Source organism: Aestuariimicrobium sp. Y1814, assembly GCF_050113895.1.
Lineage (GTDB): Bacteria > Actinomycetota > Actinomycetes > Propionibacteriales > Propionibacteriaceae > Aestuariimicrobium.
Map to the genome: position 1 here is coordinate 164,535 of NZ_JBNJRW010000004.1, position 24,215 is coordinate 188,749.

Below are 24,215 nucleotides of genomic sequence, written 5' to 3' on the forward strand. Positions count from 1 at the left end.
CGCGAACCCCAGGAGTCCACCCATGCACCAGTTGGCGCCCGCAGCGCTGGCCAATCGCGGCGACCAGATGACGCCCCGGCGGCGCCTGTTCACCATCATCACCCTCGGGCTGCTGACCGCGCTGGGCCCCTTCACCATCGACCTGTACCTGCCGGCCTTCCCGGCCATCAAGCAGAACCTGAACATCACCGACGCCCAGGTGCAGGTCACCCTGTCGGCCACCACCCTGGGCTTCGCGCTCGGCCAGTTGCTGATCGGCCCGGTCAGTGACCGACTCGGACGAAAGTGGCCGCTGGTGGCCATGACCACCCTGCACGTCACCGCCTCGGTGCTGGTCGCCCTCAGCCAGAGCCTGGAGTCCCTGACGATCATGCGGGCGCTGCAGGGCATCGGCGCCGCCGGCGGTGCGGTGGTCGCCATGGCCATGGCCCGCGACCTGTTCAGCGGCAACCGCCTGATCAAGATGCTGTCGAACCTGGCCCTGATCAACGGGCTGGCCCCGATCATCGCTCCCCTGCTCGGGTCCTGGCTGGTGACCTTCGTCGACTGGCGCGGGGTGTTCTGGGTGCTGGCCTGCTACGGCGCGCTGATCGTGGTGCTGGTGGTCACCCTGATCGTCGAGAGCCGCCCACCGGCCGAACGCACCACCGGTGGCATCACCGCGGTGTTCGCCGCCTACCGCCGGGTGCTCAGTGACCGGATCTATGTCGGCGTGTGGCTGGTCGCCGCACTCGCCTTCGGTGGCCTGTTCAGCTACGTGGCCAGCTCATCGGTGCTGCTGCAGGAAGGCTACGGCCTGACCCCGCAGGGCTTCGGGGCGGTGTTCGCGACCTGCTCGGTGGGCGTGTTCGTGGGCGTCCAGACCGGCAGCCGGTTGGCCGCCAAGGTCGGCCCGCAGTGGATCCTGGTGGCCGGCACCGCGCTGATGGTGGTGGCCGCCACCGCCTTCCTGCTGCTGCACAGCAGCTACCCCACCAGCTACGTGGTGCTGGTGCCGGCCCTGTTCGCCTACACCACCGGCTTCGGCGCCTGCATGCCCACCGCCCAGGTACTGGCCCTGCAGAACCACCGCACCGACTCGGGTGTCGCCGCGTCGTTGATGGGTGCGCTGAACATGCTGATGGCCGCGATGGTCGGCCCGGTGCTGGGCCGCTTCGACATGACCAGCCCGGTGCCGCTCGGTGTGGCCATGCTGGTCTGCGCCGGGTTGGCCACCGCCTGCCTGTGGACGATCGTGCGCCCCCGCCAGCTGCAGGTCAGCTTCGACTGAGCGCACTGGCAGTGCGGTGGAGCCCGATTAATCAGTTTTGCGCCAGCGTGAACTGGGCGTACAGTAGTGTCATCTGTGACATCTAAGTCATCTGTGACACTGGAGCCCGGCATGCGTACCTTTCCCACCATCACGTTGAACCCTGAGGAGTTCGCCAAGTTCGACCACTTCGCGGACTCTCTTCAGAACTACGAGCTGCGCGAACTCATGCATGCCCTGAGCCAGTGCCTGCGCAATGGCGAGGAACTCGTGGCGTTCGACTCTGATGCCACCATGACCCCGAGTCAAGTGGCTGAACGCCTCGGGATGAGCCGAACCCACCTCTACAAGCTGCTGGACCGCGGAGAGCTCCCCTTCCACCACGTCGGCCGTGATCGTCGCATCCGCATGAAGGACATCGTCGAGTTCGAACGCCAGCGCCAGCACGACCGCCGAGAGCTCGCCGAGCGCTTCGCACACCAGCAGCGCACCGCTGCAGCCGCCGACGACGCGATTGCCGACCTGCTCTGAACTACCGCGCCCACCCACCGTTGTGTCGGTGGCCTCGGGCATGATGAAGGCGTGCACAGTCGGCGCGCCCGCCCAACACTACGAGTGCTGCGCGAGGACCTCACCACGGGCTGGGGTTCTCCGCAGCCTCGTCGTGCCCTGGACGAGGGGCGATTGGGCGATCTCCATCCACTGAGCAATCTCGACCATCCCATCATCGCCAAAGCATCCTCGTCCTTCGACTCGAATCCCGCAGACGACAACTTCGAGTGTCCGATCCGCAGTTGCACCACGGTTCGCCTGCTTGAGATCAAGCAGAGCCAATGGCGAGGTGGTGTGTGGCAGGACCCTGAGACCGAGGTGAACTGGCTGGTGGTCGCCGGGTTGTCGAAGGGGGACCACCAGGACCATGAGGACTTCTACAAGAGGGTCGAGCGCGAGGAGCAGCACGGAGACCCCAGCACCTGGCTCCCCACCCCCGAGGATGTCCGTCTTCTCAAACGGGAAACCGCAGCCCGTATCCGCACCGAGTGGCAGTTGGGCGTCCAGAGCCAGGTGCTGGAGATCATGCAACAGATTCACGCCGGCGGCTGCCTACGGCGAGACTTCAATCACCCACTCCCCGCCCACGGTGTCCTCGCCCAGGTGGAAGTCACCATCACCCAGGTGCGGGATGCCGACTACGAGGCCGACGAGGTTTTCGTGGAAGTGTTCCCGACCGCTGCGGCGAACCATGACCTGGTGTGGACCCTCGTCCAGCGAATACTGATCTCCATCGAGCCACCCGAGCAGGGGTGGGACCGGTACCGCGATACCTACGCCACGATTGGGGAACCGGGGGCGTGGGCAAGCCGGGTTGAGAAGCTGGCGGCCCTGGTGGCCGAGAACAATCTGGCGGTGTCCGATTCAAACGCAATCGCCCACTACGCACACAAGGGTCACATCGGCTACGCCGTCGTCCACGGCAAGGCAGTCCGTGCGCTGTGCGGTCCCTTCTTTGTCCCCCGCCAGGACCACGCCAGCCTGCCGACCTGTCCCACGTGCGAGCAAAGGCTCGCCGAACTGCCAGGCTGAGGGAATCCCTCAGCGGGTCTGGTTGGCCCCCACCGGCAGCATCCGCAGCATGATGTCCGAGACCGACAGCAGGCCGGCCTCCACGCCCTTGTCGGCGACCACCGCGAGCTGGGTGCCGCCCTCACGCATCTGCCGCAGGGCCCTGGCCAGCGGTTCGTCCGGGGTCAGCACCAGGGCCGGGCGAGCCAGCTCCCCGGCGGTGCGGCCCTCGGCCTCGGGCTGCAGGGTGTCGCGCACGTGCACGACCCCGACGGTGTGCCCGTCCTGGCGCACGATGATGCGGCGATGGGCGCTGTCGACGCTGGCCTGCTGCACCTGCTCGATGCTGGCGCCCGGCGCCACCCAGGTGATGTCCTCCACCACGGCGACGTCGGCGACGGTCAGCTCACGCAGGTCGAGGGCGTGGCCGAGGCTGGCGCGGTAGCTGATGTCGAGCGCCCCCACGTTGGCCGAGTGCTCGACCAGGTGGCGCAGGCTGTCGGGGTCCTGCCCCGAGGACAGTTCGTCGACCACCGCCGAGCCGGTCTTGCGGACCAGCCAGTTCGCCGCTCCGTTGAGCAGCTTCAGGATGGGCCGGGTCAGCGTCATGAAGCCGCGCATAGGCAGCGACAGCATGATGGCCGACTTCTCCGGGTGGGCGATGGCCCACGACTTGGGGGCCATCTCGCCGACCACCAGGTGCAGGAAGGTGACCAGGAACAGCGCGAGCACGAAGGCGGCCACGTCGGCGACGGTCAGCGGCAGGCCCAGGGCCTCCAGCAGCGGCGTCAACGCGTGGTGCACCGCCGGCTTGGTGATCGCACCCAGCGCCAGCGTGCAGATCGTGATGCCCAGCTGCGAACCGGCCAGCAGCAGCGTCAGCTCACTGGAGTTTTTCAGTGCGGCACGCCCGGCGGCCGAGTGCTGCGCGGCCTCTTCGAGGCGGTGGCGCTTGGCCGACATCAGCGCGAACTCGGCGGCGACGAAGAAGGCGCTCAGGCCGATGATGACGATCGTCGCGATCGTGACCCAACCCCAGCTCATGACGACTCCTCCTCGTCGGCGGCCGGTGTGGGCAGCTTCAGTTCGATCAGGCTGGGCACGTGGTTGTCGACCTCCACGACGGTGGCGGTGAGCACCTCGGCCTCGGGGTCGGTCTCGGCGAGCGCCTCACCAGTGGGCGGCAGCTCGACCTCGACCACCTGGCCGGGTTCGGGCAGCCCACCGACCTGCTGGATGACCAGGCCGGCGATCGTTTCGTAGTCGCCGCGCGGCAGGTCCCGGTGGATGGTGCGTTCCACCTCGTCGACGTGCACCTCACCGTTGACCCGCCAGGTGCCGTTGCCCAGGTCGTCCAGGCTTTCCGGCGGCGTGGGGTCGTGTTCGTCCACGATGTCGCCGATGACCTCTTCGGCCAGGTCTTCGACGGTGATGATGCCGGCGAAACCGCCGTACTCGTCGACCACGCAGGCCAGTTGCTGGCCGGCGTCGTTCATCAGGTCGAGCGCACCGGGCAGCGGCATCGATTCGGCGACCACCAGCGGTTCAGCGGCCAGGCTCTCGACGGGGGCGTTGGGGTCGACCTGCTTGGCGATCACCTGGTTGAGGTGGACCACCCCGACGATGCGGTCGTCCTCGTCGAGCACCGGGTAGCGGGTGTGGCCGGTGGCCATCAGGGTGCGCACCTGCTCGATGCTGGTGCCGGTGCGGACGATGTCGATGCGCGGACGAGGGATCATCGCGTGGCCCACGTCGCGATTCGGGAAGTCGAGGATGCGGTCGAGGACCAGCGAGAGGTCCGGCGACAGGTCGCCGGCCTCGCGGGAGGCCTCGATGACCCGTTCCAGGTCGCGGGCGCTGGCCGAGGACTCCACGTCGTGCACGGGTTCGATGCGCAGCAGCCGCAGCAGGCCCTCGGCGGCCCGGTCGAACACCCAGATCAGCGGCCCGAAGACCGCCAGGTAGACCTGGGTGCTGCGGGCCAGGGTGCCGGCGACCTTCTCGGCGTTGGCGATGGCGTAGTTCTTCGGGAACAGTTCCCCGAACAGCATCTGGATGAACGTCGAGTAGAGGATCGCGATCACACCGCCGATGCCGACGGCGATCGCGGTGGTGGCACCGGGCCACAGCTCCGCGAGTGCCTGCCCGATCAGCGGTTCGGCGACGTAACCGACGAGCAGGCCGGTGACGGTGATGCCCAGCTGGGCACCCGAGAGCATGAATGAGGTGCGGCGGGTGATGTCGAGGCTGCGGGTGGCGACTGCGTCACCGCCGGCCGAACGGGCCTGCAGCTTCGCCCGGTCGACCGCCATGTAGGCGAACTCCTGGGCGACGAAGTAGCCGGTGGCGATGGTGATCAGGAAGACCACCAGCAGGCCGACCAGCAGCGAGACCACTGGTGTCATCGTGGGGCCCCCTCATGCGGGGGCCTCGGACTGTGGGAGATCAACTCTCGGCCCCCCTGGCGGCTGGGGGCTGCGGGGCGGGACGCCTCATGATGCCTCTCGCTGGTGATGGAATGGGCACAGTTTAGCGGGCAGGGGTCGAGGATTCGGCCGTGCTCCATTCCGTCGAGTGCAGCCGCTTTCCCTTCATCCTGGATCGTTCCATGCAAGTTTGCGGTATCAAGCTTGCACAGACGTCAGCGATCAAAGGATCGACCTGCGGCGAGAGTGCCCCTCACCGATTGACCGCGGCCATCGCCTCGTCGACCTCGTCGTGCAGGAACTCGAAGCCGTTGTCGAGCAGCACCCGGGGCAGCGCCTTCTGGCTGGCCAGCATCGCGTCGGCGACCATCTCACCGGTGAACATGAGCTTGGCGGCCGGCAGGGGCAGCGGCAGCAACGCCGGACGATGCAGCGCTGCCGCGAACGCCTTGCTGAACTCGCTGTTGCGCACGGGGTTCGGTGCGGTCAGGTTGACCGCGCCGCTGACGTCGTGGGTGAGCAGGAACTCGCAGGCCCGCACGTAGTCGTCGATGCTGATCCAGCTGACGAACTGCTGGCCGTCGCCGATGCGCCCGCCCGCGCCCAACTGGTAGATCAGTCGTTGCTTGCCCAGGATGCCGCCGCTGCGGGTGAGCACGTGGCCGGTGCGCAGCTTGACCAGCCGCACGTGGGCGGGGGCCTGGTCGGCGCACTTCTCCCAGTCCCGGACAAGGGTGGCGAGAAAACCCTCGCCGAGCGAGGAGGTCTCGTCCAAGGTTTCGGAGCCGCGGTCACCGTAGTAGCCGATCGCCGACCCGGACAGGAAGACCTTGCAGTCGGGTGCCTCGGCCAGCGCGTTGACGATCGTCTGGGTGGTGGCGAGCCGGGAGGCGCGCATGGCCCGTTTGTGGGACTCGGTCCAGCGGGCATCGGCGATGCCGGCGCCGGCGAAGTTGACCACCGCGTCCAGGTCGGTCAGGCCCGGGGCGGCGAGTCGGCGCTCGGCCGGGTCGAAGCGGCGTTCATCGGGTCCGTAGGGTTCACGGCGAACGAGCCGGATGACTTGGTGCCCGGTTTGGCGCAGGTGTTGGGTCAGGGCGGTTCCTAGGAGTCCGGTGGCACCGGCAATGGCTACGCGCATGCCCCCAGTCTGTCAGGCAGCCGGCCGCCGGTCAGGGACGGGGCGGAGATGCTTCGAGCCCGGCCACCACCTCTGCGGGTGGCAGGTAGTCGTGGGACGTGAGGTAGTGCAGCACCAGGTTCGGCGCCACCCAGCGGCGCCCCTCGATGGTGGCGGCGATGCTCGCGCTGCCCAGCAGCAGGTCGTGGCCGTGGAGTGTGCGGTAGGGGGTGCCGGACAGGCCCGGGTGACGGCAGAAGCCGCAGCCGTGGTAGCCGCGGGTCTGGTCGACCGGCGCCAGCGCCAACTGTTCGAGCGCCACCAGCACGGCCACCGGTGCCTGACCCCGGCGGTAGGGGTGTCCCGGTTCGAGCCACCCGAAGGCCAGGGGCGGGCGGGCGCGCCAGCGGGCCAGCCCGCGAACCGGGCTGTACAGGCTCGGCGACAGGTCGGCCCCGTCATCCTGGTGGGTCATGTCGTGCCACGCATGAGCCCAGTCTGCCAGGCTGCCCAGGCCTGCGTGACAGGGGGTGAACAGGCCGACAGCCAGCGGCACGCCCCGGGTGGGATCGTGCCGCTGGCTGCCGTGGTGGGGACAGCCCGGCCGGTCAGCTCTGGCTGGCGTTGTAGAGCTTGTCGCCCGGGAAACGAGCGGTGATCGGGCCGACAGCGCCCTTGATCACACCGTTGTAGGTGGCGGTGCCGTCCTTCTTCAGCGGGGACGAGCCCAGGTACTGGTCGCCCGAGTAGAACTCGACCTTGCCGGTGGGCGCGTGGACGCTGGTGGTGGCCGTGGTGACGGTGGCAGTGGCGGTCACCTTGGTGTTGCCCGAGTTGCCGGCCGGGGTGGTGGCCGAGGTGACCTCGGTGCTGGTCGCCTTGAACGCCACGGTGCGGATGTAGTGGTTCAGCATCTGGCGCCAGACATCGTGCACGTGCATGCCGTTGATGTTGAACTCGGTGAAGTCGATACCGGCGGCGCGCCACTGGTTGCCGCGGGCCAGCGAGTGGGCGTTGATGTTGATCAGGTAGTCCTGCAGTCCGGTGGCCAGGTGCAACCCGGTGGCGGTCTTCGCTGCCTCGAGCTGGGCATCGGTGGCGGTGGTGGTGGTGGCTGCACCCCAGGCACCGACGTAGCCGAACAGGTCAGGGTTGTCGTAGAGGATGGTCAGCGCACGGGCGCCGCCGGCGGACAGGCCACCGAAGGCACGGTCATCGCGCTCGGTCGAGACGTTGTAGGTGGCCTCGATGAACGGGATCACGTTGTTGCGCAGCTCGTTGGCGTAGCCCTGGTTGCCGCCGGGCAGGCCGTTGAAGTCGGTGGAGACGATCACCATGTTCTGTGCGTCGCCGGAGTTGATGGCGTTCTGCAGGATCTGGTGGGCGACACCCTCGACGGTCCAGTCCGTGGCGTTGCCCCCGCCGCCGTGGCTCAGGTAGAGCGTCGGGTAGGGGGTGGCGCGGTTCGCGTCGTAGCCCTTGGGCAGGTAGACCACCACGTCATGCTGGCCGACCGGGCTGGTCGACAGCGGCGAGGTGTACCAGCGCTGCTCGAGGGTGCCGGCCTTGTTGGCCGCGAGCGGGGCCTGGTAGTCGTTGTCGTAGGTCGGGAACTTGTTGCTGTTCGGCACGTAGACGCGGCTCATGACCGCGCCGGTGGCCTCGCTGTGGGGCCAGACCTCGAGCGGGTTCACCGGGTCAGGGATCAGCGTGCAGTTGCTGGTGCAGTCGTGGGTGAAGGCGTAGCGGAAGGTGCCCGAGGGCAGCGGCGTGGTGAACGTCCACACACCGTCAGCGCCCTTGGTCATCTCGATCGGGTGCCACGGGTCGGCCAGGATGTCACCGGGCTTCCAATCAGCGCCGGTGTGGGCGACGCCGGCGTTGAGCGAGGTCACGTCGGCGGGGTCCTTGAACCACCATTCACCGACGATGCGCACCTGGGTGACGTCGGCCGGGGCCTCGTAGCGGAAGGTCACGCTGTGACCGGTGGGCGCCACATCAGTACGGACGACGGTGGGACCCAGCTGGGCCTTGGGAGCGGCCTGTGCGGGCGCAGCGACGGCACCGGCAGCGGCGAGGCTGGTGACTGCCGCGGCCACCAGGGCCGTACGCAGCCGCCCCAGTGGGGTGCGGGTGTGGGGGGATGACATCTCTTGCTTTCCCTTCGTTGGGACGGCCGAGCGACGGGCCCGGGAGGGGTCGGGCGGCCGTTGTCGTGATGTGTGGCAGGAGGTCCAGACGAGCGGTGGCGACAGCTTCGTCGCGCCCCGGAGCGAGTGGTTCCTGAGAGGATCGTCACACAAAGGTATTACCTTTGTCTAGAGATAAGTAATACTTTTCGCGGACGACGTGTCGGCGGCCGTCGCCAGCGCCCGGGCTAGGATGGAACATCTTCGGTCTCTCACCAACGGGGGTGGGCACATGGGCAAGCCAGCAGGGGCCGTCGGCCCGACATCGGCGCCCGGCATGCACGACGCTGTGCTGACCGGGATCGGCCTCGAGATCACCTCGGGCGTGCACCGCCCTGGGGAGGCGCTGACCCTCGAACAACTGCAGGACCGCTTCGGGGTGTCCCGGACAGTCGTGCGCGAGGCCATGCGGATGCTGGAGTCGCTCGGACTGGTCGCACCGCGGCGCCGGGTGGGTCTGGTGGTGCAGCCGATGGGCTGCTGGCGGGTGCTCGACACCCGGGTGATCCGGTGGCGCCTGGACGGGCCGGGCCGCTCGGAGCAGTTGGCCACCCTGACCGAGTTGCGCCTGGCGATCGAACCGATCGCCGCCGCCGGCGCCGCGGAGCGGGCCAGTGTGGAGCAGCGGGCGCGACTGGTGGAACTTGCCGCCCAGTTGCGGACGCTCGGGGAGGCTGGGCGGATCGAGGAGTTCCTGGCGGCCGATGTCGACTACCACGCGCTGCTGCTGCAGGCCTCCGGCAACGAAATGTTCTCCTCACTGACCGGGGTGGTCGGCGAGGTGCTGGCGGGACGGACCGAGCACGGCCTGATGCCCAGGTGCCCCCGACCGGAGGCGCTGGACCTGCATGAACGGGTTGCTGCCGCGGTACAGATCGGCGAGGTGCTCGGCGCCGAGGTCTCGATGCGGGAACTGCTGACCGAAGTGCAGGAGGCCATCGGGGCTGACGGTGAGGGCGGACATTCCGGGAATGCCACCCCTCCCTCCGCCAACGATCCGGGGCCGCTAGCCTGACGCCCATGGCTGGGGTATGGAGCGATGATGAGATCGAGGCACTGCTCGACGAGTACCTGAAACTGTTGCGCGCAGAGTTGCGCGGGCAGAAACTGGTAAAAGCCGAGGCCAATCGCGAAGTGGAGCGACGCACCGGCCGCACCAAAGGGTCCATTGAGTTCAAGTTCTGCAACCTCAGCGCAGCGTTGGACGACCTCGGGTACCCCTGGGTGAAGGGCTACAAGCCACGGGGCAACTACCAGGCTTCCCTGTCAACCGCAGCCGAGCGCAGGCTTGCCCAGAAAGGGGACATCTCACCGGTCAAGGACCCACAGCCACGAGCCAAGGCTGCGCGCTTGGCCAGCAGGAGCGATCTCCCCAGCGCACTGTTGGCCGGCAACGAGGCCGCCGCAACCGACCTGGCCATGCTCCCCCACTTGTGGGACGTGGCTACGGGTGGTGCCCTGGTCGCGGCGGCACCGGACGGGGACATCGTTCGCCTGGCCAACGGACCGGCCGCCCCAGGCGTCGAAGCCGCCCTGGCCTGGTTCCGCAGTCGATTGCAGCAAGCGCTGCCCAGCCCGGCGATGCTGTTCCTTGTGGGGGCTCCCGGCGCCGGGAAATCACACACCGCGGCCAGCCTGGTGCAGGACTTCAAAGAGGTGGGCGGCACCGATGACGGACTCGCAAATCGCCGCTACGACTACGAAGCTGGGCCCGCGAGGCTCACGGTGGTGAATGACGCCACCATCCCCGACCCACGGACCGGTGAAATCAGTATCTCCACCGACATCAATACAGCTATCCGCGATGGCAGGCACCTGTTTGCCTGCGTGAACCGCGGCATTCTGGTGCAGGACAGGGCAGCAGACAATGGGGCCGTGAACGACAGCGAGGGCGCGCAAGTCGTGCGCTGGCTCATGGGTGGCCAGTACGAGGGCTCCCCCGACGACGCAACCCAGCCAGTCCGATCCATCGTCACGGAGAGCGGCGTCGACGTACTCGTGGTCTACCTCGACATGTGCTCCCTGTTCGAACCGCAACCCCACGTCGAGGTGGGCGAGAGCGACGACAAGTCGGATGTGCACGTGGAGCAGGTCCTGCCATGCCGCATCCATCAGCGAGACGACCTGGACGTGAGCGATGTACCAGCCTTGTCCGTGATGGCCGACACCGCGCGCGAGTTGCAACAAGACCTGCCCTACCTGCACCCCCAGGGGGTGATCCACGCAAACCTCGCAAACCTGGCCGACGAAACCTTGCAGCGGTCGTGGGCCACCATGCTCCGCTGTGCCGAGTTGCAGGCAGCCCAGGGATTCACGTACCGCGAGCTCTGGGGAGCCATCGCCCGATCCCTGGTGGGCGACCTCCCCCGCATGATCGACCGGAACTCCATCACGAAGTGGGAGCAGGACCCGGGAACCCATGACAACGAATGGGAGCTCCTGAAATCGCAGGCAGCCCTTCGGTGGCCGCAAGCCATGTTTGATTCATCGGCCCCCACTGTGCGTGCCGGGCGGGACCCGGTCGGGCGGATCACATGGTCAGCTGACCCAGCACGGGACGCACGCCCAGGGAACTTCAACCCCGCCCAGTGGGACTCCGGGTGGGCAACACCAGTCTTGGACGCCTTCGCGAGCCAATCTGAGGACCAGTCCCCCCTCAAGGGCCTGCTCAGCGCCCTGCCACAGGAGGATCCCTTCCACAAGATCGTCCAGCCATTCGACGAGGCACTCGACCGGGCTTACTGGGGCCGATCCTCTGCGAAGGCGATGCAGACCGACCGTAAACGTGCCGACCTGGGTGCCTGGTACGGCGGCTACCTGACCCGGCTCTACGCAGCCTCACGCGGAATCACCGCGTTCCTTCCTGCAGTCACGCTGTGGGTCGAGTCCTGGCACCACGGGCGCAACCTCCCACAGGCACTCAACGATCGGCTTCCACCGCTGCTGCGACCTCAGTTCGACCCCGATCAACCCAACTCTCCAGGCCTGCTTCCGCTTTTCGCCCCCAAGACCCAGCCGCTGACCGTGGGCCACGGCCGGCCCCAGCTCGCACTGCGGATTGCCTCGGTAGAGCTGCGCTGCGAACCGACCTCGGGCCAGCAACTCTCAGTCCAACTACTCGAGCAGGGCACCCTCGTCGGCACCCTGGAACTGGACGTCGTCCTGATCCGGGAAGCGCTCGCCTACTCAGAGACCGGCCACCCCGGTCTGACGGACCTGACACCCGTCATTGCCCCGCGACTGGAGAGGATCAGGTCGGCCCGACTTGCCAGCAGGAATCTTGGCACGGTCGACCTGAGCGTGGCCATGGAGGACACCACCTTCCAGATCGGGATCAAGCCATGACCGCGCAGCCCATCTCGCTGGGGCTGAACCGCCCCCAGTACGTCGCAACCCCGGAAGCCCTGGTGTCGGCGCTCGCATGGCGCCAGTTCCACGCGCCGGATGCCCCACCCAACAGCGGGTTGATGTACCGAACCGACAACAAAGGGGCAGGCAAGGTACAGATCATCACGACCTACCCGGAGAGCAGTGACCAACTGCGCCAGTTTGGGGAGGCGCTGACTTCTGCCGGTTTCTCTGCGGACATGAGCCTCCCCCGAGAACAGATGGCGCTGGCGTTCGCCGATGCGGTCTTGGGGATCAAGCCGGAGAAGGGCCAACAGCATCCTGCTGCCCCACTCACACCTCACCTCGCCCTGCTGCAGTCCATGCGTGGTTACCAGCGCACGATGAACCCCCCAGACCTCGGTCTCATCTTGGAACAGCTCTATGCCCTCGGTGTGCCGACCGGCTCCCGGGTCGAGGGCCCCTCCACCCGTTGGCTCCGCGCCGCGGAACACAAGACAGCGAATGACCCTGTCCTGGGCCGACTCGACAAGGCAGCTGCCGAAGCCCTGCTACCCCGTGGCCTGGTTCGGGTGACACCGAGCCCCGTTGACGGACGAGCAATCGCTGATCGCTCCCCCTTCACCTGGTTTGTCAACGCATGGAACCAGCTCACGGACGACCGCTGGGTTGACGCCCTGCCAGCGCGGGTGTGGGTGGACTGGTGCTGCACAGTGCTCAGGCTTGGCCTCGGGCTCGGGTTCTTGTGGGAGACCCTGTTCTATGACCAGTATGGGCGGTCACGCATGCGAGGCGAACAGCCCGATGCACGAGACATCGCGAACCTGGTGGCCAAGACGGAGCTCGTACCTTGGGCCCCCTCAGATGCGCACTTGGGTGTGCGTGACGTTGCCAGCCTGCTCTTGGGCAGGATCCGGCGGGGGGATGCAGTCCGCAAGCTTCTTGACCGCGACCAGTTCGATGATCGCGACATCGACGAAGCACTGAACAACCCGGGTACTGCAGGAAACAACGTCTGGGAAGCCATCAAGTACGCACTCAAGTCCCGCGAAGAGTCTGGGCGGTACGCAGACCACTACGGCTTGCTGCGCAGTAGGGGACGCTTCACATTCGTCGAACCCGGCGCCGAATGGATCACAGTGCTCGCAGGGCTGACGGCAGGTGGACCGGGTCGACCAACAACCGTCAATCGCCTGATGAGCACCCTGTTCGACATGGGCCTGCGGCCCGAACTGCGTGATGTCGTCCTGCTGCTGGAAACAGCTGGCCTGACTCGCGGAAGCGCCGACGCTGATGACGCATTGGAGATCACGAATGCCTACTAGCACGAACCCCACCAGCTGGTTGGGCGAAGCGCTCGGCCGGGCGATGGCCCAGACCGATGGCCTCTCGGCTGCCTACCTGCCGTCGTCAGTCCCCCCGGACGCCGCCCTGGCCATGGTCTCTGCCGCCAACGACGCGCGCCGGGCCGCGGGGAAGTTGTCGGGCCGTGAACCCGACTTCGCCATCGCATGTTCATCGACAGGCATCAAGGGCACCCTCTCCCCCCAGGAGGCGATCCGGTACCGCACGGGCGACCGGCTCGTGGTCGTAGTGGGCCAGCACCCTGACTTGTCGTCCTTCGTGCAGGCATTCGTTGAACAACTCGGGCCTGACTACCCGCACAGCACCACTGACGCGACCAGCATGGGATCAGTGGCCACAGCCGCGCTGGAACTGCTGTTCGCCGCGCAGCACACCAACGTCGTATCGGTAGCCTCACCGGCGAAAGAGCTCGCCGATTGCATGACGGTGCTCGCAGACGCCTACCGTGCCTCGGGCAGCGGCACAGAGGTGTGGAACTCCTACTGGTTCCGCCACATCGACGAGGGACTCCACGGAATCCACAGGTTCATGGAGTCACAGCACGTCACCACGCTCGACGCCCTGAAGGGCGTGATCCAAGCGGCCATGTCCCTGCCCGTCGGGCTCCCGAAGGGTGCGAGGGCGGGGACGCAGCTGCACGAGGCCATCGCCACCAACTGGGCTGACGCTGAGCAAATTCGCACCAGCGCAGGCCAACTCCAGCAACGACGCACGCACCCCCATCCGGACTTGGAGTGGCTGGAGCAAGGGCCATGGGACGAACTCTCAAGCCAGTCAGCGGAGGATGGTTACGACCACCCGATCCTGGCGATGCACACGACAGGCATCACGAAGGATCCCGAGCGCCATATTGACGCACTGTCCACACTCACCTGGGAGGAGTTGACCGACCCCGACGGCGTCAAGGACAGGCCACTCACGTTCCATGGAGGAGACGCCGGAAAGAGCCTGCACGAACTGGGCGAACTGACCGCCCCCGCCTTGGTCCCCATGTACCTCAGGGCGGAGGGAGCAGTGTTCGAGTCCCCGCGGCTGATTGCCAACGTCCCCCTCGTCGATGGCTACGACCGGGAGCCCGGTTGGGAGCGCCTCCTGGCTGATGTGGACCTCAAGTTCTCATCAAGAGGTATCCAGTGGGTCCCCGCTGGCACGCCCTCGGCACGCGGCGGGACCTTGCGCGTCCCTGGCCGGATTCAGATGGCAAAGTGCGACCGCTTGCGCCTGACCAAGGCCACCGTGGACGTCCCAGCACGTTCCAAGGCCGCACTACTCATCGGTCGTCCCACGGCTCCTCTCATCGTCATCCCGGGTACCGCGCCGGCTCTGGTTTCACTTGCGTTGAGCACCAAGACCCGCCTCGGGAAAGCACAACTGCACTTGCCTGAAGGCGAGGGGCTCGGCGTTACCTCTGTCCCGCTGGAAGGCGCCAATGACGTAGTGGTCGTGGCTGTGTCGCCCGACTCGTCCCCGCGGATTGATGGCCAGCCCATGGAGGAGTGGGCCTTGCCGGGACTCTTCTGTGCCCGCTTTGCTCTCTCAGACGAGCATGAAGTGTTGATCGGTGATGAAGAGTTCCGGTGCCATGGGGTCACCGACAAAACGGAGTACCAGACCCCGCTTGAGGCTGCCATCACGCAGTCCCTCGTCACGGGCAAGCAGCCCTCCTGGCGAGACAGTGGGGTGCGTGGCTGGTACGAGCAGCAGCTCAGCGACAACATCGAGTCCGTCGAATGGCTCAAGTGCCATGGCCACGTCATCACCAGTTCGCAGGATGGTGACAACCAACGATTGCGACCATTCCGCGGCCGAACTGGGCTCCTCCCGGAAGCACTGCATTCAGACTGGAAGGACTCCTCGGTCTTCCAAGTCCCGGACGAACTGGGCGACTCCCAGGAAGCAAAGACCTTCCGTGCTGCCTTCGAAGCACTCGACCTGCCTGCTCGTATGCGTCGGACCGACGAGGGGGAAACTTTCGAATGGCCGTCACGTGTCAGTTGGCGTGACTTGGCAGGTTCCGCCGCGCTCGACGCCTATCTGGAGAGCTACGTCGCGCTCGTGGAGCTCGCCGAGTCACTCCATGATCAGAACGCATGTTTTTGGGCAGCGCACCCGTTCTCGCTCTCAATCTGGGAGTCAGAGACCAAGTGCCGAGCCGTCATGCTGTCGCCACTGCACCCGCTGCGGTTGGCCTGGCTGGCAAATGTGGAGAGCACTCTGTGGAATGCGAGCCAGCAATCGGCACGGGCCATGGCTGGGCTGGTGGAGGGCTGGAACATCCCCGTCATGGGTACCGGCCCTGACAGTGAACCGCTCCTGGCGGTCCCCATCGATGCCGGCGAGCGTGGGCTTTTCGTCGGCTGGAGCCAACTCGTTGAGGTCTCCCCGAACTCGCCGCAGTCGCCCACCCCACCAGCACGTTCAGCGGGGCTCGATACCCCGGGCGCGGCCTCAAGCGGGCTGAATGGCGCAACAGCACGCAACGCACTGCGTTCTTACAGGCGCCTGAACCCACACGTGACCACCTTGACCGTCGACTTGGCAGCCGCCGCTAACTCGCCTCGGATGCAGGAACTCGATGAGGCAGTGCTCGACGTGCTCTCGAGCTTCCGTGACGAGCGGACACTGCCCGGTGGAGTGCGCGTGGCGGACTCCCTCAACAGGCGGGGGCCAATCCCCGCCGAGAGCATCGAGCGAAGTCTCGCGGGTGACCGAGCAGTTCCATTGACGTGGCACCGCTACCGGGGCCAGGCGCCGCACTCCAACATCCGCCTGCTCCAGGATGCCGGTGTGCACGTGGCCCTGACCAGCGACGCACGAACAGGTGCAGGCATCCTAGGACAGGTGCCACTGCGCCGACTTGAGGCACCCTCAGGCGGGGCCAAGGGACGTGACTACTACTCCCTCCCGGCGCTGAGCAGCTCCGGGACACTCATGCACAAGGCGATCCGGGCCTACGAGTCCCTGAGCCCCGGGTCGGCCCTGCGGGCGCGCCTGCACGGGAGCGCGTTAGTGTCAGGTGACGCTGACTGGTCGGTCACCGGGGAGAGCATGTTGAGTCCCGCCGCACTCGCCTCCCTGGTCGAGAAGGCCAGCGGCGGCAAGCAGATGCTGTGGGAGTGGCAGCCACCGGTCATGAGGGCGATGCAGGCCGAAGCTTTGCTGCAGAGGCGCCCCCACATCTCGGTCGTCCGCATCCCTGGCGCGTTCCGGACAGGCCTGGCGAAGCAAGTTGAGGCCTGCCACCCAGCCGGTGGGGCGGGGGTCGTTGACCAGGTGCTGGAAACCCTGGGCACTCGCGGGGTGGGGTTGTCTTCCCTGGTTGCCATCGGCGGTGCCCACGCTTCTGGCGCCTTGGGCTTCTACCTGGCCTTCCGCCTCATGGAGCATGTCACGGTGCCTGGCACTGATGTGTTGGTGCTCCCCATGGATGCCTGTGACGCATTCCTGCGAGCTCTCGCCGCTGACAACAATGAGAACGAAACGAAGCAGCGAGCCGACCTGCTTGCCCTGGTCACCAGCGGTAGTTCGGTCACGCTGGTCCCGATTGAGATCAAGTTCTACGGGGCAGCTGGCGAGTTTTCCGAGGGCCCGCTGCCCGAGCCAACGAGCCTGACAGAGGCGACCCAGCAAGCACTCGCCTCTGCCCAACTACTCAAGGCATGCATCGCACAGCAGGAGACCTTGCGGGACGCCGCCGGGAGCAGCAATGAGGCCGAGCCGAGGGATGAATTGGCACTGTGGAATGCAGGCCTGGCGAGCCTTCTGGAAGCGGCCTACCGGCTCAAGCCCCAACAGGGGGGCGACTCGTCGGCGGCGGCCTCCCTCCTGCAGGCTGCGGCCGACGATGGCCTCGAACTCAAGACGGCACCCCCACTGATCAGCTACTTCAAGCTGGGGGCCAGTGACCCCACGCCCAAGTCAGGGGTGTACACAGCCTCGGAGCAGCCCTACGGGGCACTGGTCACCGAGACTCGCGCCACCTTCGAGCAGGTCGAAGACCCTGACAGCGAAGTAGTGACGGCCTGGCGTTCCCTCTTCTCAACTTCGCTCGCCGCCGCCGCTGGGGGCGAGGGCGATCCAACCCCCAGCGCCACACAGCAGGTGCCCGAGCCGGATCCTGTCCCATCCCCTGCGACCGACCCAACGAGGGTGGACGAGGACGCGGAGCCAGCAGTGGAACCCGAACACGCCCGGGAGCAGCCCTACCGTCCCCGCCGGGCGCTGGTCGAGAACGACGAGCCTGACCGCCACGCCACGCCTCAACCAGAGGACGAAGGCGCACCTCAGGATGGGGGCGAAGTAGCGCTTGGGGAGGACGGCAGAGACCTACGACCACCTGCCGGCGAAGAGCCAACCCCGCAGCGTGAAACCCTTACTCCACCTGGGATCAAGTTCACCGTCGGAACCCGCCTGGGTGTCACCCCACCATCCCCCATCACCCTGTGGCCAAGCAACACAGCCCTGACGCAGTTGAACATCGGCGTTGTCGGGGACCTTGGCACGGGCAAGACCCAACTGCTCAAGTCACTGTTGTACAACCTGCATTCCCAGGGCCAGCAGATGCAGCCGACCCCGGTGTCGATGCTCGTGCTGGACTACAAGAGCGACTACAGCGATGACGAATTCATGTCCACGATGGGCGGCCGGGTCCTGAAACCGAGCGGGATCCCGCTCAACATCTTCGCAAGGGGCGCCAGTGACAACTTCAGGCGTGCCCAGTCATTCATCGATGTGCTCGACAAGATCTACTCGGGAGTTGGCCCGGTGCAGAGGATGCGGCTCAGCGAGTCAATCATGGAGGCCTACGACAACGCTGACCCAGATGACCCGACGCTCGCTGAAGTCTTCGAGATCTACAGGGAACGTACGGATGGCAAGGACGACTCCGTCACCTCCATCCTGTACAACTTCGTTCGGGGTGGCGTCTTCAGCAGTGACAGGGACGAACTCATCCCGTTCCGCGAACTGATCGACGGCAAGGTGGTAACGCTCAGCCTGAACTCATTGGGCGCCGACCAGAACACCAAGAACGCGCTCGTGGCACTGTTCTTGAACATGTACTACGAGTACATGCTCGAGAGCATGAAATGGCCTTTCGAGGGCTCAGACCCCCAACTGCGCCGCATCAACTCGTACCTCGTCGTCGACGAAGCCTCGAACCTGATGCGATACGACTTCCCTGCTCTGGGTGACCTGTTGGTCCAGGGCCGGGAGTTCGGCATCGGGGTGATCCTGTCCTCGCAGTACCTGAGCCATTTCAAGACCAGCGGCAACGACTACGGCCAGCCCCTGCTGACATGGTTCATCCACAGGGTGCCGCGGGTGGCGGGCAAGGACTTGACCCAGCTGGGGATCAGCGGCGACCAGGCGCGCGCCGCGCAGCAGATCCCACAACTAGGACAGTTCCAGTGCTACTATCGCTCGCTGGGTGTGGACGGCACGTTCATCCGCACTGTCCCATACTTCGAGCTCGTCAAGCGCCACCAGAACTGACGACTGTCGGATCTGAGGAGCTACTCGAATAATGGCTGAGCGCTATACCGTGGTCGACTTGTTTGCGGGCTGCGGGGGGATGTCGCTGGGGTTGGAACAGGCGGGGTTCACGCCCGTCTTCGTCTCCGAGTTGCACCACCACGCCATGGAGACCTACACCCGGAACCGGCAGCTCCTGCCGGTCGCCAAGCCGGAGAACCAGGCCCGGGACATCCTTGAACTGACCCAGCACCGAGACCGCCTCCTGCAGCTCACGGAGCGGCTGCGGGCAGAGAACGGCGGTGAGGTCGACCTGCTGGTGGGTGGTCCTCCTTGCCAGGGCTTCTCGGGGATCGGGCACCGGCGCACGTTCGTGGACCTCGAGAAGAAGGACATTCCCTCGAACCACCTGTACCGCGAGATGGCCACGTTCATCGGGGCGCTCAGGCCGAAGGCATTCGTGTTCGAGAACGTGCGGGGGCTCCAGTCAGCCCGCTGGACGAAGGAGGGGCGCAGGGGCGAGATCTGGACTGATGTCCAAGACGCGTTCGAGAGCATTCGGACTGATGACGGGCGCGGCTACGAGATCTATCCCAAGTTGCTCTTCGCGTCCGACTACGGGGTTCCCCAGAACCGTCCGCGCCTCATCCTGATTGGCCTGCGCAGTGACATCGCGCCGAGCTTCCCCGACAAAGGTCGGTGGCACCCCCCAAAGCAGGGCCCGGCGCCGGACCCCATCGACGTACTTGGCGACCTGGTGGACGATGCCTGGCCCACGACAGCCCAGACCCTTACGTATCCCAAGCCGGCGACAACGCCCTTCGCACGCGAGATGCGCAAACCCCAGAACGGCGGTGAACCTTTGAGCAAGGGGGCCGAACTCAGCGAACAGGAGTACTCCCGCCACTCCCCTGCAGTGACCACACGATTCAGGGAAATCCGACTCACCGGCTCCATCCCCGACAACCTGAAGACGAGGAAGTTCGCCCAACGCCCCATTCCCAAGAGATGGGGCGCCGCTGGGCCGACGATCACGGTGGCATCGCTGCCCGATGACTTCGTCCACTTTGCCCAGGACCGCGCTTGCACGGTGCGTGAGTGGGCACGTCTGCAGACGTTCCCAGACTGGTACGAGTTCTCGGGGCCCCGTACCACTGGGGGGCGGCGGCGGGCGGGCGACCCGGACGCTGACGACTGGACGCGCGACGTCCCGAAGTACACGCAGATCGGCAATGCCGTGCCGGTGTTCATGGCCAAGGCGATCGGCGAACACCTCATCGGCCTGGGCGTCTTCGGCCACTGACCGTCGCGTAAGGTCGCAATATGGCGGGACTCCCAGATCCGGTACCGCTGTCAGCGCACATCCGACAGCGGATGGTCGACCAGCGTTCCCGCGACACGACACCTGAGTTGCTGCTGCGCCGCGCCCTGCACGCTGCCGGGTATCGCTACCGGGTGAATCTGAAGGTGCCCGGGGCACCACGTCGCACGATCGACATCGCCTTCCCTCGCCAGAGGCTGGCGGTCATGGTGGATGGCTGCTTCTGGCACGGCTGCCCGGAGCACGGCCACATCCCGAAGCACAACTCCGAGTGGTGGTCGAACAAACTCGCCCACAACCTGGCCCGTGACGGGGACACGACAGCCCTGCTTGAAGCCGCTGGCTGGACGGTCCTGCGCGTGTGGGAACACGAGGCCCCGGAGGACGCCTTCGCCCACGTGGCCTCGGCTCTCGCACGGGCAGGGAGAACCGCCACGAACCGGGCAGAAGTGCCGCCACGCGCGAATCCGAGCCATTCCCCCTAGGCTGCCCATATGCCCCTTGAGCCCGTTCCGTTCGAGGCACTTTCCACGGCCGACTTGATCGTGGACCGTGTCTACCGGGGTGGCACGCGCGGAAATACCAGTGACGATCCCCTGAACCGGTTGTTGCCTGGCATCGGAAACCAAGGTGGCTTTCGCTACTCCGGGAGTGTACTGCAGGGCACAGTGCGTGCCGTCGTTCTCTACAGCAGCGGCACCGACCCCGACTGGCCGGACGGACTCGACCCTGCCACCGGCGACTTCACCTACTACGGTGACAACAAGAGCCCTGGTCGAGAACTCCACGACACGCAACGGCGCGGCAACGAACTACTGCGACAGATGTTTCAGAAGGCACATACCTCCCCCGTGCAGCGCGAGCAGGTGCCACCAATCTTTCTTTTCGAGCGAGCAGCGACCTCTGGCCGAGACGTGATCTTCAGGGGCTTGGCCGCCCCAGGTTCGTCCCGGCTGGCCAGCGACGAAGAGCTGGTCGCCGTGTGGCGCACCAAGGACCAGCGTCGCTTCCAGAACTATCGAGCGCACTTCACAGTCCTGGATGTACCGGTCGTCAGCCGGGAGTGGCTGGGCCAGGTGTTGAACGGCAATGTCATGGGTACCGCGTGCCCCCGCCCTTGGCGGAGTTGGATCCGCGGACGCGTCTACGAAGCCTTGGAGGCCCCGCGCACCATCAGCACCAGAAGCCGAGGTGACCAATACCCAACGGCAGCCAAGATGCCCATCCTGCAAGCCGTGTACGACCACTTCGCGCCACATCCAACTCTGTTTGAGCACCTCGCGGCGATGCTTTGGGAGCGATCAGACCCGAATGTGATGCCCGTAGATGTGACACGCCCCAGCCGCGACGGTGGGCGTGATGGATTGGGCTTCTACTTGGTGGGACCGCGTCAGGACCCAGTCAAGATCGAGTTCGCGATGGAGGCCAAGTGTTTTCGGCCGGAGTCGAACAGCGTTGGAGTTCGGGAGATGAGCCGGCTCATCTCGCGTATCAAGCACCGTGACTTCGGCGTGATGGTGACCACCAGCCACGTGGCTGAACAGGCCTACAAAGAGGTGCGGGAGGACCAGCATCCCATCGTGATACTGGCGGGTCGTGAAGTCGTCGACCTGCTGGGCAGCATGGGCTACAGCACCGTCGACGAGGTCAGGCAGTTCCTGGAGCAGGAGTTCCCCATCAGCGTCACCACCACCCCGGACGTGGTGTATCCGAGCGAGGAGCTGCTCGAGGCGATTGAGGTGGTCGATTCTGCCGAAGAGCGACTGCTCCCCTAGGGACGGCAGACGGTAGCATCTCGTCCGGCTGGGCTGCCTCGAATCGCCTCGAACTACTTGAGCCCGGGAAACACCTCGCGCAGCGCGTCCACCAATTCCTGGGCCATCTGCTCATTCAGCTGCAACGACTGGCTGCTCTTCGGTTCACGCACTCGCGTATCAGAGCCGAAGGTGCTCAAGTGCAGGTAGCGCTCACCTCCCGCAGTCGTCACGACCTGGAAGTACCCGTCCACCTCTGAGGGGTGCACCTTGATGTTCTGGCTACCTCGAGTAAGCGTTCGCAACCGCGCCATCATTCCTCCTGGCACAAGAGCATGATGTGCGTCGTCGTGCCCCCGACGCACCGCTGGCATTGTCCTGGCCCAGACGCTAGCAGCCGTGACCTCGCCGCCACGCTCCCCTCACCCCACCCGCCCAGCCAAACCCCTACTCCACGGATGCCATCCGATGGACACACACAGGCCGATCCCGACGTATCACCACACCTGGCGGGCACTACTCACCAGTGGCGCCCGCCCGCGCTTGCCCTGTTCACCCATCGTGTAACACCGTTACAATGATCCAGCGCGGATACGGACTCCGCCGCCATCGCAAGGCCACGACCCCCAGGGGCCCTCCCCATCCTTCACGCCGTACCGGCCGACCGCGTTCGACCCTGCCGCCGGCGTTTCGAGAAATGAGAACCCCGTGCGATCCGCACTTCGTCTCGCAGTCGGCCTCGTCCTCGGGCTGCTGCTCGCCATCACTCCCCTGCAGGCCCCGGCCAAGGTCGTCCCCGCCGCCGTCGTGACCATTCCCGACGCCAACTTCCGCGCGTGCCTGAACCAGGCCCTCGGCCAGCCGCCCAACGCGACCATCCAGGACACCCAGCTCGCCAGCCTGTTCTCCCTCGACTGCAACACCCGCCCGATCACCAACCTGGCCGGCTGGCAGTACCTGACCAGCATGGTGATCTTCAACGGGCAGAACATGTCCCTGAGCGGCTCGCTGTCGGTGCCGACCCAGTTGACCAAGCTGACACACCTCAACCTGTCGTTCAACCAGCTCACCGCAGTCACCATGCCGAGCACCCTGACCGAGGTCGCCGACGTTGACCTGCGCAACAACCGGCTGACCAGCTTCGCGCTGCCGAGCACGATGACCAAGCTCGCCCATGTCTACCTGCAGAACAACCGGCTGCAGAACCTGTCCGGGCTGGCCTGGACGCCCACCACCGCCTACATCAACGCGGCGGGCCAGCAGGTCACCCTGCCGAACGCCTTCATCGGGGTGCCCTACAACGTCCCGATGCGCGATCATCGCAACCTCACCGTCCAGATCACCGTGCCGGCGGGGGTCACCCACGTCGGTGGCTACCTGCAGTACCCCTCGCTGGGGTCACGGACGATGAACTTCGCCAACCAGTCCAGCAGCTTCTCGTGGGGCCAGTTCAACGGGACGATCACCCAGCAGGTGACCCAGCCCACCGCCACCGGCAAGCTGGGCGACCACACCGGCGACGGCATCGGCGACCTGTTCGGCATCTTCCCCGACGGACAGTTGCGCGCCTCGCAGGGCTCCGCCAGCGGCAGCCCCACCTTCCTCGGTTTCCGTGGCACCGGCTGGAACACGATGACCTACATGGTGCAGATCAATGACATCACCGGCGACAACCGTTCCGACCTGATGACCAGGCGCGGCAATGACCAGTCGCTGTGGGTCTACGCCCAGATCGGCGGTGGTTACGTCACCGGCTGGAAGCAGATGGGCAAGAACTGGGGCGGGATGGACCAGATCGTCCCGGTCTTCAACCTGGCCGGCGGCTCGACCCAGTACGTGGTGGCCCGCCGCGCCTCCGATGGCAAGCTGTTCCGCTACACCCTGACCCCCAACGGGTTGACCGGCATCCAGCAGATCGGGCAGAACTGGAATGGCATGCGCCAGATCCTGTCCGTTGGTGACTTCAACGGTGACGGCCGCTCCGACATCCTGGCCATCCGGGCCAGCGACGGCACCCTGTGGCGCTACCTCGGCACCCCCCAGGGCACCATCGGGTCGGGCCAACAGGTCGGCCACGGCTGGGGCAACTTCAGGTTGGCCTTCTGCGCCGGGGACTGGTCCGGCGACGGGCGCTACGACCTGATGGGCCTGCGCAACGACGGCCAACTGTTCACCTACCAGAACAACATGGGTTCGTGGGGCCCTGCGCGACCACTGGGCTCGGTGAGCACGAACATCGTGCTGATCGCCTGAGCCACTCGTCCCCCTGGACCTGCCCCACTCGCACGCCCCCGGCGGCACCGATCATGGATCGGTGCCGCCGGTCGGCGTCTCACGGCAAGACATCGATCCGTGGCAGGGCGCCGAACCCTTGGGCCCGTGTGCCACACTGGCAACAGCTGTCGGCG

General features: G+C 66.2%; 17 protein-coding genes. 11 read left to right on the plus strand and 6 right to left on the minus strand.

Annotated features, from left to right (window positions below; translation table 11 throughout):
* Positions 1-22: 22 nt before the first annotated feature.
* From ACQE3C_RS06620 to ACQE3C_RS06630, 3 genes are all read left to right on the plus strand, one after another.
* The gene (locus ACQE3C_RS06620; protein ID WP_434538388.1) at positions 23-1,270 is read left to right on the plus strand and encodes a multidrug effflux MFS transporter; all 1,248 of its coding nucleotides are present in this window, start codon (positions 23-25) and stop codon (positions 1,268-1,270) included.
* Between the two features lie 111 nt (positions 1,271-1,381).
* Positions 1,382-1,780 (plus strand): helix-turn-helix domain-containing protein, encoded by a 399-nt coding sequence (locus ACQE3C_RS06625; RefSeq protein ID WP_434538389.1) that lies wholly within the window; start codon positions 1,382-1,384, stop codon positions 1,778-1,780.
* Between the two features lie 84 nt (positions 1,781-1,864).
* Positions 1,865-2,833 (plus strand): DUF3039 domain-containing protein, encoded by a 969-nt coding sequence (locus ACQE3C_RS06630; RefSeq protein ID WP_434538390.1) that lies wholly within the window; start codon positions 1,865-1,867, stop codon positions 2,831-2,833.
* Positions 2,834-2,842: 9 nt separating this feature from the next.
* Here ACQE3C_RS06630 and ACQE3C_RS06635 read toward each other — a convergent pair whose 3' ends face one another.
* From ACQE3C_RS06635 to ACQE3C_RS06655, 5 genes are all read right to left on the minus strand, one after another.
* Positions 2,843-3,856, minus strand: a complete 1,014-nt coding sequence (locus ACQE3C_RS06635) for a hemolysin family protein (RefSeq protein WP_434538391.1) — start codon at positions 3,854-3,856, stop codon at positions 2,843-2,845.
* On the minus strand, positions 3,853-5,217 hold the full coding sequence (locus ACQE3C_RS06640; protein ID WP_434538392.1) for a hemolysin family protein: 1,365 nt from the start codon (positions 5,215-5,217) through the stop codon (positions 3,853-3,855). Before ACQE3C_RS06640 ends, ACQE3C_RS06635 begins: the two co-directional genes overlap by 4 nt.
* A 274-nt stretch (positions 5,218-5,491) precedes the next feature.
* Complete coding sequence (locus ACQE3C_RS06645) at positions 5,492-6,379, minus strand: TIGR01777 family oxidoreductase (protein WP_434538393.1); 888 nt, start codon at positions 6,377-6,379, stop codon at positions 5,492-5,494.
* 31 nt (positions 6,380-6,410) lie between these two features.
* On the minus strand, positions 6,411-6,833 hold the full coding sequence (locus ACQE3C_RS06650) for a hypothetical protein (RefSeq protein ID WP_434538394.1): 423 nt from the start codon (positions 6,831-6,833) through the stop codon (positions 6,411-6,413).
* 133 nt (positions 6,834-6,966) lie between these two features.
* On the minus strand, positions 6,967-8,508 hold the full coding sequence (locus ACQE3C_RS06655; protein ID WP_434538395.1) for an alpha/beta hydrolase-fold protein: 1,542 nt from the start codon (positions 8,506-8,508) through the stop codon (positions 6,967-6,969).
* Positions 8,509-8,824: 316 nt separating this feature from the next.
* Between ACQE3C_RS06655 and ACQE3C_RS06660 the strand changes: the two genes are divergently transcribed.
* The 7 genes from ACQE3C_RS06660 to ACQE3C_RS06690 all read left to right on the plus strand — a co-directional run bounded on the left by ACQE3C_RS06660 (position 8,825) and on the right by ACQE3C_RS06690 (position 21,828).
* Positions 8,825-9,562, plus strand: a complete 738-nt coding sequence (locus ACQE3C_RS06660) for a FadR/GntR family transcriptional regulator (protein ID WP_434538396.1) — start codon at positions 8,825-8,827, stop codon at positions 9,560-9,562.
* A 5-nt stretch (positions 9,563-9,567) separates the two neighbouring features.
* Positions 9,568-11,892, plus strand: coding sequence for a hypothetical protein (locus ACQE3C_RS06665; protein ID WP_434538397.1), 2,325 nt, complete (start codon positions 9,568-9,570; stop codon positions 11,890-11,892).
* Positions 11,889-13,220, plus strand: a complete 1,332-nt coding sequence (locus ACQE3C_RS06670) for a hypothetical protein (protein ID WP_434538398.1) — start codon at positions 11,889-11,891, stop codon at positions 13,218-13,220. The genes ACQE3C_RS06665 and ACQE3C_RS06670 overlap by 4 nt, the downstream gene beginning before the upstream one ends.
* Positions 13,210-18,753: a hypothetical protein gene (locus tag ACQE3C_RS06675; protein WP_434538399.1), complete on the plus strand. Its 5,544-nt coding sequence runs from the start codon at positions 13,210-13,212 to the stop codon at positions 18,751-18,753. Before ACQE3C_RS06670 ends, ACQE3C_RS06675 begins: the two co-directional genes overlap by 11 nt.
* Positions 18,754-18,784: 31 nt before the next feature.
* Entirely contained in the window at positions 18,785-20,035 is a 1,251-nt protein-coding gene (locus ACQE3C_RS06680; RefSeq protein WP_434538400.1) for a DNA cytosine methyltransferase, read from the plus strand.
* A 71-nt stretch (positions 20,036-20,106) separates the two neighbouring features.
* The gene (locus ACQE3C_RS06685; protein WP_434538401.1) at positions 20,107-20,538 is read left to right on the plus strand and encodes a very short patch repair endonuclease; all 432 of its coding nucleotides are present in this window, start codon (positions 20,107-20,109) and stop codon (positions 20,536-20,538) included.
* A gap of 9 nt (positions 20,539-20,547) precedes the next feature.
* Positions 20,548-21,828 carry a restriction endonuclease gene (locus tag ACQE3C_RS06690; protein ID WP_434538402.1) on the plus strand — a complete coding sequence of 427 codons (1,281 nt, stop codon included), beginning with the start codon at positions 20,548-20,550 and terminating at the stop codon, positions 21,826-21,828.
* Positions 21,829-21,881: 53 nt separating this feature from the next.
* On the opposite strand, the gene ACQE3C_RS06695 is transcribed toward ACQE3C_RS06690, so the two are convergent.
* Positions 21,882-22,061, minus strand: a complete 180-nt coding sequence (locus ACQE3C_RS06695; RefSeq protein WP_434538403.1) for a hypothetical protein — start codon at positions 22,059-22,061, stop codon at positions 21,882-21,884.
* 454 nt (positions 22,062-22,515) lie between these two features.
* Between ACQE3C_RS06695 and ACQE3C_RS06700 the strand changes: the two genes are divergently transcribed.
* Complete coding sequence (locus tag ACQE3C_RS06700) at positions 22,516-24,060, plus strand: FG-GAP-like repeat-containing protein (RefSeq protein ID WP_434538404.1); 1,545 nt, start codon at positions 22,516-22,518, stop codon at positions 24,058-24,060.
* The last annotated feature ends 155 nt before the right edge of the window (positions 24,061-24,215 follow it).